This is a genomic window from Neobacillus fumarioli NBRC 102428, from assembly GCF_001591485.1.
Taxonomy (GTDB): domain Bacteria; phylum Bacillota; class Bacilli; order Bacillales; family Cytobacillaceae; genus Neobacillus; species Neobacillus fumarioli.
The window spans coordinates 1-10732 of the sequence record NZ_BCUZ01000094.1 but is presented as its reverse complement, the minus strand read 5'-3'; the positions used below and the strand labels follow the sequence as shown (position 1 = coordinate 10732).

The window sequence follows — 10732 nt, the reverse complement described above, 5'->3', positions numbered from 1 at the left end:
TATGCATCGGAGAATCCCTTTGCGAATGACCATGCTTTTTCGTAAGTTATTAACCTTTTTTTGCTGCGAAAGGGAACTTTTCACAAAATATGCAGGAGCCATTATTTAATTTTTTCTTTGTATAACTCAATCGACAGTCACTTCCTCATGGCTGCGGGCCAAGATCACCAAGCTAATTGTAATAATCGTGAAAGCAATAAAGGCTAACATTGGAATAGTGACAAATCCAAGCCAATTAAGGTAATCTTCCGAACACGGCACTCCGGTTTTACACATTTCAAACTGTTTTAAATAGGGAATTTTTTGAAGAAGCATGTGGTAGCCGGAAATCAGCATGCCGGTGATCGACAGCGGCAGCACATATGGGTAGATTCTTCTATCATTTTTGTAAAAAGCAATCCCCAAAACAATTGCGAGTGGATACATAAAAATCCGTTGATACCAACATAATGTGCATGGAATAAACTGCATGACTTCACTAAAATACAAGCTGCCGAGAGTTGCAATAACAGCGGCAATCCAAGCAACAAACAGCGATTTATTCATCCTATTTCCCCTTTGCCGCTTGATCAACCATATTTTTCAAATCATCCATTGTCTTGCCAGTAAACTCTTTTCCATTCACAAACAATGTCGGCGTGCCTGTCACTCCCAGTTTATCCACATAATCCATATCCTTTTTCCACGCGTCATATGACTTGTTGGCCTTAAAGTTGTTCACTACTTTGTCAACATCTGCCGGACTGGCGATTTCCTTTAATGTATTGGTTAAATATTCTTCTGTGAATACATCTTTTTTCTCATCATTAGGATTCTGCTTTTGATAAAGAAGATCATGAAATTTCCAAAAGGTATCATTTCCAAGCTCTTGATAGACCGATTCGGCAAATAGGGCGGCACGTTTTGAATCTTTATAAATAAAGGAGTCATTCATAAAGTAAAGCTTTGCCTTTCCCGTGTCAATCAGCTCTTTTTGAATCTCGGGTTTAACGGTTGCATTAAAGTTTTTACATAATGGACATTTATAATCGCCAAACTCGATAATCGAAACAGGGGCGGACTCTTTACCCAAGAACGGCTCATTTGAATAATTGATTTTGACGGATGGGGACGTGGTTTGTTCTTGTGGTTTGGAGTGATGACCGAGAAAGATAAATGCCAAGATACAAACAGCGACTAAGCCAATCATCCAAAAGGTGAATTTGGCAGAAGAATTCGTTTTCGAACTTTTTTTCTGATTTGCCATTCATTTCACTCCGTTTCAGGACTTTCCTAAGATAGTTTAAATATTACCGATCTTCAAAAAGATTGCAAATAAAAAATGCCATCTTGGTGGCATTTTTTATCTTAAAATTGTATACAAAGATAACTTAATGACCCAAACTCATAGCTTCGATAAATCACTTTCGGCTGCCCCGAACCGCTGCCTGCTGCAATCAATAACGGAACAAAATGCTCGGGTCGGGGAACAGCAAGCTTAGCATTTGGGGCCAACTTGTCATATTGAAAAAGACTGATGAAATCCTGCTTTTCCAATTGATCCATTAACCAATCATCAAACTGGACCGCCCAAAGTTCCGGTTCTGTCTGGTTCCAATTAACTGCCCGCAAATTATGGACCGTTACCCCGCTGCCAATGATCAGGATATCCTCGTCTGCCAGCTCTTGAATCGCCTTACCAATCCTATACTGTTTTTCAGGTTCCAGAAATGGATGGACCGAAATTTGCACCACGGGGATGTCAGCCTTTGGATACATTTTATAAAGAAGGGTCCAAGAACCGTGGTCAAGACCTCTCATAGTATCCAAATGGGCCGGAATTCCGGCATGCGCAAACAGCGTTTGGATTTTTTCAGCCAAACGGACAGAGCCTTTGGCCGGATATTTGATTTTGTAGAGCTCAGGTGGAAACCCGTAAAAGTCATAAATCGTTTCATACGTGCCGTCAATCGCAGAAATGGTAATCGTTTCTTTTTCCCAATGAGCGGTAAAAATGACAATCTCCTTTGGCTGGAGCTGACTTCCGAGTCTTGCTAAAAATTGAGTATATTCCGTATTTTCCAGAGCCAGCATTGGTGACCCATGTGCTAAAAATAAGGATGGCATCATATCTATTTGCTCCCTCGTTTGATAATTAAATCATACTATATTTTATCATGAAATCAAAATCCCTCCTCAAGGGGAATTTCCTACTGTTGTAACTTTCACTGCACCTCCAAACTAATGTTTTTGAAATTAGCCCCTGTGTCTTTGCTATGGTTTCCTGAAAACACGAAAAACCGTCCCTTATAATCTAGCTGTTAAGGGACGATTGTCTATTTATCATAGACTTCCTGTAAAATGCGATGAAATCTATCGATGTGAAACAATTAACTCACAATTACCGTTTATTTCAAACTCTCCCATTCCAACCGGGATGATGAAATGAGTTCCTTTCATTAGAGAGTACCGCTCACCATTATGAACAAGAGATCCCTCTCCGTTTATGACACTTATAAGCAAATATTGATCGTTAAAGGAAAATTTGGCCACTCCTTTAATGTCCCATTTATAAACAGAGAAGAATTCAGATTTTACAAATGTAGTTATTGTCATATTTTCGTAGATTTTAACGTCTGGAGCACTCTTTGTATCTTGATGAGGAACAGTCGTCACATCAATGGCTTTTGCCAAATGAAGTTCACGCGGAGTTCCCGATTCATCCCTGCGGTCATAATCATAGACGCGGTAAGTGGTGTCAGAGCTTTGCTGTGTCTCGAGGACAAGTGTTCCTTCACATAAGGCATGGATCGTGCCACTTGGAACATAGAAAAAGTCACCCGGTTTGATTTTTACCCGGCGAAGCAACTGACTCCAATTCCCTTCTTGCACTTGTTGAATCAATTCTTCTTTCGTAGCGGCATTATGGCCGAAAATCATGTCTGCATCTTCCTTGCAGTCAATGATATACCAGCACTCTGTCTTGCCAAGTTCACCTTTTTCATTGACTTTAGCATAAGCATCATCCGGATGCACCTGAACAGACAAATCCATATTGGCGTCCAGAATTTTTGTCAATAACGGAAACACTTCTTCCGTTGGATTTCCAAAAAGCTCGGGATGCTCCCTCCATAAGTTGTCCAACGTCATTCCAGCATATGGGCCATTTTCAATTATAGATGATCCATTGGGGTGGGCAGAGATCGCCCAACATTCTCCTGTTTTTTCACTTGGAATTTCATATCCGAACTTTTGCTGTAATGCAGTGCCGCCCCAAATGCGCTCTTTAAACACTGGTTTTAAAAATAATGGCTGTAACATAATTCCTCCAACTTTCGGTTTATTTCTGTTGCAACGCTTGATGCCCTAAAAGAAGGGAGCCTATAATACCTGCTCTCTCACCCAGCCCCGGGCTTACAATGTAGTCGGAAAGCTCCGGCAAAGATACATAACCGTTCAGAAGCTGTTTTAAATGCTTATAAATACAAGGAAATACTTGTTTTTGATTCATAACTCCGCCGCCCAGGATAATTTTTTTCGGAGATAGAATCAAAATATACTGCATTAGTGCTTGAGCAATATAATACCCCACCATGTCCCACACTTCGTCCCGGCCTTTTAAGTTAAAACCTTTCTCACCCCATCGTTCTTCGATCGCAGGGCCCGCTGCAAGTCCTTCCAGGCAATCATGATGATACGGGCATTTCCCTTCGTATTGATCATGTGGATGGCGGCGTACGATAATATGGCCCATTTCCGGATGTGACAGGCCTTGAAGCAGCTGTCCTTGAACAATGGCTCCTGCTCCAATTCCAGTACCTACCGTGATGTATAAACAGCTGTCCAAACCCTTTGCAGCCCCATGTGTAACTTCCCCAAGTGCCGCGGCATTTACATCCGTATTGAATCCAATCGGAACAGAAAAAGCATCTTTTATCGTCTGAACAAAAGGAAAGTCCCTCCATGCTATTTTAGGAGTTGAGGTAATCGATCCATACGTTGAACTTTCCAGGTTTACATCAATCGGACCAAAAGAACCTATTCCGATCGCTTCCAAATCATATTGTTTAAAGAACCGGATGACCTTCGCCATCGTTTCCTCCGGTACTGTGGTAGGGATCTTTATTTGCTCTATAATTTGACCTGACTCATCCCCAACGGCACAAACAAACTTGGTTCCGCCTGCTTCAATTGCCCCCAGCATACAAATTCCCTCCAATTATCGATTCATATTAATAGTTGTTACTTCAAATTTATCATATCTGTGGCGCGAGAATGAATATTCAAACGGGATGCCGTTATTTAAAAAGCCTATATGCTCCACTTCAAGAATCGGGTCATTCAATTCACATGCCAAATGTTCATAATCCAAGTCATCGGGCTTGCAAGCTCTTATAATTCTGTGGGATCCCGCTATCGTTAAAACAAGTTTGTTCATAATATAATCATAAATGGACCCATTGAGAATTTCATCGTTAATGCCTGGAATAATTGTTACTGGCATATAGGTTTTCTCTAATACATAAGGTTCTCCATCTACAATTCTTAACCTAATGATATAATAGACGGGAGTTTTTGAATCTATGGCTAAGTGCGCGCAAATATCCTCTGACGGAAATTGAACTTCAAATTTAATGATTTTACTTTTAACATTTTTATCTTTTAACAGGTTAGTCAACCCCATTGCTTCATTGGTTACGACATTAACCTTATTATTTTGAATGGCAGATTGAACAATAAATGTACCATGCCCTCGTTTGCGATAGAGAAGCCCCTCAGATACCAAAATGTCAAGCGCCCTTTTCATTGTCATTCTGCTGCAATTGAATTCTTTAGCCAAAGAAATTTCGTCAGGAATCGGCTGATCAATTGGGTATTTCCGCTCTATAATCCTCTTTCGAATCTCCAAACAAATGGATTCATACTTCGTCATACTGAACCACCTTGTAAAAAAAGATATACCATAGTAATAGTATACAAAAATATGGTCAAATTCACTTATTATTTTTTGAAAAAAGATGGCCAAACTCAGCCATCTGTTAAAATCCATTATTCAATGAAACTGATTTAAACCATTGCCCACTCTTTTTAATCGTCCGCTCTCCATCCTTATTTAGATTAATAGAGATCAGTCCATAGCGGTTTTTGTAAGAATTTGTCCAAGACCAGTTGTCCATAAACGTCCATAAGTGATACCCCTTTACATTGGAGCCTTCTTGAATAGCCTTGTGCACCCATTTTAAATGTTCATGAATGAATTCAATCCGATAATCGTCCTGAATGATTCCATTTTCATCACGAAACTTCTCTTCTCCTTCAACACCCATACCGTTTTCAGAAATGAAGCATTCGATGTTGCCATAATTGTCTCTCAGATTCTTCAGTATGTCATAAATCCCTTTTTCGTATATTTCCCAGCCACGGTGCGGATTCATTTTTCTTCCTGTCATAATATAGTAATCGAAATACCGTTCCGGTAAAAATGGAGCTTTCGGATTTGGCAGATTCTCTTTCGCTTTTACCCTTCTTGGCTGATAATAGTTTACACCCAAAAGATCAACGGTATTATTTTTAATAATTTCTAAGTCTCCTTCATTAATAACAGGCATAAACGCTTCTTCCTTCAAGATTTGAACAAGCTCCGCGGGGAACTCGCCTTTAACGGAAGGATCTAAAAAGGATCTATTAAAAAATGCATCAGCTAAGATTGCTGCTTTTACATCAGCTGGATGCTGGCTCCTGGGGTAAGAAGGAGTAAGATTTAAAATGATGCCAATTTTTCCATCTTGATGTAGCTCTTTATATACTTTAATTGCTTTTGCACTGGATAAAATAGTATGGTAGCCCACTTGAACAGCTTTGGCAAAATCAACTTCATTCGGATAATGGAAATCATAAAGATATCCACCCTCAACAGGAACAATCGGTTCATTATGCGTAAACCATTTCTTTACGCGGTCACCGAACAATTCAAAGCAGGTTTTTGCATAAGACACATAAGCGTCTACCACTTCTCGATTAACCCATCCACCCATTTTTTGAAGCTCCATTGGCATATCAAAATGGAATAAACAAACAAATGGCTCAATGCCATATTTAATCAATTCATTTATAACCTGGTTATAAAATAGAACCGCTTTTGGATTGACTTCCCCTTTTCCATTAGGGAACATTCTGGACCAGGAAATCGACATCCGGAATGAGTTATGTCCAATTTCTTTCATTAACTGAATATCTTCCTTATATTTATAATAAAATTGCGAGGTTTTTTGCGGACCTACACCATTGAAGAAACGGTTTGGCTCAATTTCATACCAATAATCCCAAATGTTTTTTCCTTTTCCATCTACATCTGCTGCCCCTTCTGTCTGTGTGGCCGAGGCCGCAGATCCCCACCAAAATCCTTCCGGGAAACGATACTGATTAGTTTCTGCGTTTAACATATGATTTCTCCTTTTCCTGTTTATCTAAAAAATGAAAGGCAAGGCGGTTTAGCAAATTTTCTAGCAGCTAATCCGGTATCCCCTGCCCCTTGTACATTCAATTGAAAAAACTTATGCAACATTTTCTGTTTCTGATTGTTCTTTCTTTACATTGACACGGTCAATAACTTTTAAGAATGGGAACCAAATGACAAATACAATTGCCATATTTACTAGCTGAATCAAACCACCTGCAAAAGAGTTCGTAGCCATCATTCCATTAATGAATACCGGAACAGTCCATGGCACTGTTACACCTGTAGGTCGTGGAACAATACCTGAAGCCATTGCAAAGTAGGTTACAAGCGTAACAACAATAGGTGATAGAATCCAAGGAACGATGATTAATGGATTCATAACAATCGGTAAACCGAAGATCACTGGTTCATTCACGTTAAAAATACCAGGTCCAATCGCAATCTTTCCAACTTGCTTCAATTGCTTACTCTTCATAAAGAATAAAATGGCCAGAACAACAGCTAATGTCATTCCAGTTCCGCCCATTCCCACTGTATATATATCTATAAATGTTTTAGAGATAATATGTGGGACCGGTTTCCCAGCCGTATAAGAATTTAAATTATCAATCATCAGTGTATTCCAAATCGGGTCCATGACTGAATTGATAATGATTTGGCCATGCAAACCAAAGAACCATAGTATTTGGATAAAGAATATGGCAATGATCGTAGGGATAATGCCGCCTCCCAAACCAACCAACGGTGCTTGGACAGCTTTATAAATAACATCGTGCATATTTGTTTTGAAAACTTGTGTAACAAACACATTGATTAATAAAAAGACAGTTAAGGTAATAAGTGCCGGAATTAGTGCCGCAAATGATTTTGCTACTGCCGGTGGCACTCCAGGCGGCATTTTGATCGTAATATTTTTCTGAACAATTTTTCGATAAATTTCCGCAGAAATAAAGGCGGTAATCATACCGAGGAACATCCCTTTGGCGCCAAGACGGTCTAATGGAATAACTCCCTGAATAGCTGCACCATGATCAGGCTGATAGACAAATGGGGTTAAAAGTAAAAATGAAACAAGTGCGATAGCTCCCCCAAATATACCTTCAACATCATAACTTTTCGATAAGTAGTAACCGATACCAAAGACAACAAAGACAGACATAATGCCCATTGTCGCAGACGAAGCAATTCCAAACATCGACTGGAACGATTTAATGGCACTGTCACTCATCATTTTATTTAAGAATGGCAGGTTTGTGAGGACAACGAAGATGGAACCAAAAATCGTAAGTGGAAACGAGAGCATGAACGCATCCCGTAAAACAGTTAAATAACGATTATTATTTAACTTACCTGCTATGGGAAGCAGGAATTCGCTCAGTTTTTCAAACAACGGATTCTCCTCCTTTTCCTGTTTTTGCGGTTTATATGTTTTTTTGTTTAAATAGTTCCAGCATTTCTTTCACTAATTCTTTCATGGTAAGCGTTGACATTAAATGATCCTCTGCATGCATAAGCAGCAAGGCAAATTCTACTTTTTCCCCGGAAGCCTCCTGCTGCACCATTTTAAAATGAATTTCATGCGCAACCTTTAAGTCATCTTCTGCCTGAACTAATAGATGATCTGCTTCTTCCACGTTACCTTCACGGTATTCTCTTAGAGACTGCATGACTTTGCTTCTTGCATTCCCGCTGTGAAGAATCATCATAAAATTAATTTGTTCACCATTGAGACTTTCCAAATCGATATTTTCCATTATTGATCCCCCATTAATTTAAGCGCTTGTTCATAGGCTTTTTTACCATCAGTCATACCGTAAGCCATCATATCGATAACATCTACTTTAATCCCATACTGATTTGCTTCTTTTTGTAATTCTCCTTTTAAAAAGCTCATTTGGGGCCCAATTAACACCACATCAGCATGTTTCAATTCCGCTTTAGCTTGATCTTGTCCAACTGCCCAGATTTTTGCTTCATCACCAATGGATGTAACATACTGCTCCATTTTTGTTACCAAAAGACTTGTTGACATTCCTGCGCTGCAAGCTAATAAAATTCGTTTCATTTTCATCAATCTCCTTATGATTTAAATATTTCATTACAAGATCAAAACGTTTTCAAAAACCGCTTACAATTATTATTATAATCATTTAAAAATAAATGTCTATACATTTTATAAAATAAAAATAAACATTCTTCAAAAAATTTCATTTTTAATGCAAGATAAAAAGAAATAATTGGAATGCAGAAGAAACAATGAGGTGGTTCCAAAAAGGTTAAATGGTGAAGTACGATATCAGCTACGTAATTAGAAGGGGCAGCCAATGAAGATGGAAATAGAAAGAATCATTAGTCAATCACTTGCAAAACAACAATAGATTTATAGTCAAGTGAGAAGGAAGGACTCTTAACTCCGTCCCCTCACCTATACATCCATTTTTTACAAAACCTGCGTAACCAAGCGATTGAATCTTTTAACAGCTGAAAAGATGTCAACATTTCAGGCGATCGGTGTACCATTTTTAACTGGTTCATCAGGTTTAAGAAGGATCACGTCTCCTTCTTCCGGAACACCGCCGAGTACCAGTACCTCTGATTTAAAGCCTGCGATCCGTCTTGGCGGGAAGTTTACGACTGCCACCACTTGTCTTCCGACTAATTGGTCCGGCTCATATCTGCGGGTAATCTGAGCCGAGGAATGTTTAACCCCAAGCTCACCAAAATCGATTTCTAATTTAATGGCAGGTTTACGCGCTTCCGGAAATGGTTCTGCTTTTATAATAGTGCCTATGCGAATATCCAATTTCAAAAAATCTTCAATCATTGCCACAAATAATCTCCCCCAATTTTTTACAGATATTCTTATTTTATGCTCTAATTTGATTCAAGTAAATCATCAATTAAGTTTACGTTTTATTTTTTATAAGCTGCGATAGTTGTTTAAGTCCATTTTCAAGATCTTCTAATGCTGCATAGGAATAGGATAAGCGAAGATGCTGTTGGTCATGAGGAAGATAGATGCTCCCCGGATTGAGCAGAATCCCTTCTTTAAGTGCGGCTTCAAATAATGTTCGTGTGGAGATATTTGCTTGTATTGTAACCAGATATAAAATCCCCCCTTTGGAACATTCCAACTCGCCAATTTCGCGAAATATTTCGTTAACAATTGTATCGTGTAATCCCTTCTATCTTTCAGTTCCGCCCTTACTTTTGTTAAATACTCCTCATACATTCCGCTTTTGATCCATTTATTCACAACATATTGCGATAGGGAACTTGACCCATAATCTGTTTGCATTTTAATATCAGCAAGGCGGTTAATGACCGCTTCCGGTCCGACCACCCAGCCGATTCGCAGCCCCGGACTTAGTGACTTGGACACACTTCCAATGTAAAGTACATTCCCTTGTTTATCATTTGCCTTCATTGGTTTTGGAGGGGGAGTGTCAAACCATAATTCGCCATACACATCATCCTCAATGATCGGAAGAGCTTCTTTTTTACAAACCTCTAATAATTGTTGCCTTCTTTTTTCTGACATTAAAGTACCTGTTGGATTATGGAATGAAGGATCGTATAAAGTAAAGCTCCCATCATGCTGTCGTTTTAATCGGCCGATGGCATCATGCTTAATCCCCTCTTGGTCTAATGGAATCCCAAATAAGTTCATACCCGCCGATTGAAATACATGGATGGAATTGAGGTATGATGGTGTTTCATGCAAGATAACAGATCCACGTTTCAATAAACCAATTGAAATCAACTGCAGTGCTTGAAGGGCTCCGGATACAATTAATATCGATTCGGGCGAAGCTTCAATGCCTTTTGTTGTTAAATAATAACTTAAGGTTTTCCTTAGATGAAGACTACCTTTCGGCTCTTCATAACCAAGAGGCAATGTATCTTCCATATCAAGCTGCAATACTTTTTCCATCTGCCTATTCGGTAACAAATCAGGGGAAAGTTCGCCAGTACCGAGCCGAATCATCATTGAATTGGCTTCTGCCTCATTAATTTTTTGGATCATGCTTTTATTTGGTTCATGAATGCCGGATCGCACATAGTTAATCCAATCAGGAGGCGGCGTTGAAGCAAGTAGAGTCCATGTGTTATTGATTACTCTTGTGCCACTCCCAACTTTTGATTGAATTAATCCATCTGCTGCTAATTCTTCAAGAGCGATGACAATTGTACTTCGATTGACCCCAAACTGTTTGGCTAAAGTCCTTTGCGGTGGAACCTTCGTCCCAACAGTCCATTCCCCATTTAAGATTTTCTTTTTCATATAATGAC

General features: G+C 39.2%; 11 protein-coding genes and 1 pseudogene. All 12 read right to left on the bottom strand.

From position 1 onward, the window contains the following. Positions 1–126 precede the first annotated feature (126 nt). The 12 genes and pseudogenes from BFU02S_RS12200 to BFU02S_RS12145 all read right to left on the bottom strand — a co-directional run bounded on the left by BFU02S_RS12200 (position 127) and on the right by BFU02S_RS12145 (position 10724). Positions 127–546: a disulfide oxidoreductase gene (locus BFU02S_RS12200; protein ID WP_066370994.1), complete on the bottom strand. Its 420-nt coding sequence runs from the start codon at positions 544–546 to the stop codon at positions 127–129. Position 547: 1 nt separating this feature from the next. Next, on the bottom strand, positions 548–1246 hold the full coding sequence (locus tag BFU02S_RS12195) for a DsbA family protein (RefSeq protein ID WP_066370992.1): 699 nt from the start codon (positions 1244–1246) through the stop codon (positions 548–550). Between the two features lie 101 nt (positions 1247–1347). Next, the gene (locus tag BFU02S_RS12190; RefSeq protein WP_066370989.1) at positions 1348–2109 is read right to left on the bottom strand and encodes a DODA-type extradiol aromatic ring-opening family dioxygenase; all 762 of its coding nucleotides are present in this window, start codon (positions 2107–2109) and stop codon (positions 1348–1350) included. A 243-nt stretch (positions 2110–2352) separates the two neighbouring features. After that, positions 2353–3300 (bottom strand): mannose-6-phosphate isomerase, class I, encoded by a 948-nt coding sequence (manA, locus tag BFU02S_RS12185; RefSeq protein WP_066370987.1) that lies wholly within the window; start codon positions 3298–3300, stop codon positions 2353–2355. Positions 3301–3319: 19 nt separating this feature from the next. Beyond that, entirely contained in the window at positions 3320–4183 is an 864-nt protein-coding gene (locus BFU02S_RS12180) for an ROK family protein (RefSeq protein ID WP_066370980.1), read from the bottom strand. A gap of 15 nt (positions 4184–4198) precedes the next feature. Beyond that, positions 4199–4912, bottom strand: a complete 714-nt coding sequence (locus BFU02S_RS12175; RefSeq protein ID WP_066370978.1) for a GntR family transcriptional regulator — start codon at positions 4910–4912, stop codon at positions 4199–4201. Positions 4913–5018: 106 nt separating this feature from the next. Next, a complete protein-coding gene (gmuD, locus tag BFU02S_RS12170; protein ID WP_066370976.1) occupies positions 5019–6422 on the bottom strand; it encodes a glycoside hydrolase family 1 protein in 1404 nt (467 codons plus the stop codon). A 111-nt stretch (positions 6423–6533) separates the two neighbouring features. Beyond that, positions 6534–7829: a PTS cellobiose transporter subunit IIC gene (celB, locus tag BFU02S_RS12165; protein WP_066370974.1), complete on the bottom strand. Its 1296-nt coding sequence runs from the start codon at positions 7827–7829 to the stop codon at positions 6534–6536. Positions 7830–7860: 31 nt separating this feature from the next. Next, complete coding sequence (locus BFU02S_RS12160; RefSeq protein ID WP_066370972.1) at positions 7861–8193, bottom strand: PTS sugar transporter subunit IIA; 333 nt, start codon at positions 8191–8193, stop codon at positions 7861–7863. Continuing rightward, positions 8193–8504 (bottom strand): PTS sugar transporter subunit IIB, encoded by a 312-nt coding sequence (locus BFU02S_RS12155; protein WP_066370969.1) that lies wholly within the window; start codon positions 8502–8504, stop codon positions 8193–8195. Before BFU02S_RS12155 ends, BFU02S_RS12160 begins: the two co-directional genes overlap by 1 nt. A gap of 435 nt (positions 8505–8939) precedes the next feature. Continuing rightward, the gene (gene csaA / locus BFU02S_RS12150; RefSeq protein ID WP_066370966.1) at positions 8940–9269 is read right to left on the bottom strand and encodes a chaperone CsaA; all 330 of its coding nucleotides are present in this window, start codon (positions 9267–9269) and stop codon (positions 8940–8942) included. Between the two features lie 76 nt (positions 9270–9345). Then, a pseudogene (locus BFU02S_RS12145) lies at positions 9346–10724 on the bottom strand (aminotransferase-like domain-containing protein). Between the last annotated feature and the right edge of the window lie 8 nt (positions 10725–10732).

Excerpts from the sequence above, each read along its gene's own strand:
- gmuD (WP_066370976.1), bottom strand. The coding sequence starts at position 6,422 with ATGTTAAACGCAGAAACTAATCAGTATCGTTTCCCGGAAGGATTTTGG.
- manA (WP_066370987.1), bottom strand. The coding sequence starts at position 3,300 with ATGTTACAGCCATTATTTTTAAAACCAGTGTTTAAAGAGCGCATTTGG.
- BFU02S_RS12155 (WP_066370969.1), bottom strand. The coding sequence starts at position 8,504 with ATGAAACGAATTTTATTAGCTTGCAGCGCAGGAATGTCAACAAGTCTT.
- BFU02S_RS12200 (WP_066370994.1), bottom strand. The coding sequence starts at position 546 with ATGAATAAATCGCTGTTTGTTGCTTGGATTGCCGCTGTTATTGCAACT.
- BFU02S_RS12195 (WP_066370992.1), bottom strand. The coding sequence starts at position 1,246 with ATGGCAAATCAGAAAAAAAGTTCGAAAACGAATTCTTCTGCCAAATTC.
- BFU02S_RS12175 (WP_066370978.1), bottom strand. The coding sequence starts at position 4,912 with ATGACGAAGTATGAATCCATTTGTTTGGAGATTCGAAAGAGGATTATA.
- BFU02S_RS12190 (WP_066370989.1), bottom strand. The coding sequence starts at position 2,109 with ATGATGCCATCCTTATTTTTAGCACATGGGTCACCAATGCTGGCTCTG.
- BFU02S_RS12180 (WP_066370980.1), bottom strand. The coding sequence starts at position 4,183 with ATGCTGGGGGCAATTGAAGCAGGCGGAACCAAGTTTGTTTGTGCCGTT.
- BFU02S_RS12160 (WP_066370972.1), bottom strand. The coding sequence starts at position 8,193 with ATGGAAAATATCGATTTGGAAAGTCTCAATGGTGAACAAATTAATTTT.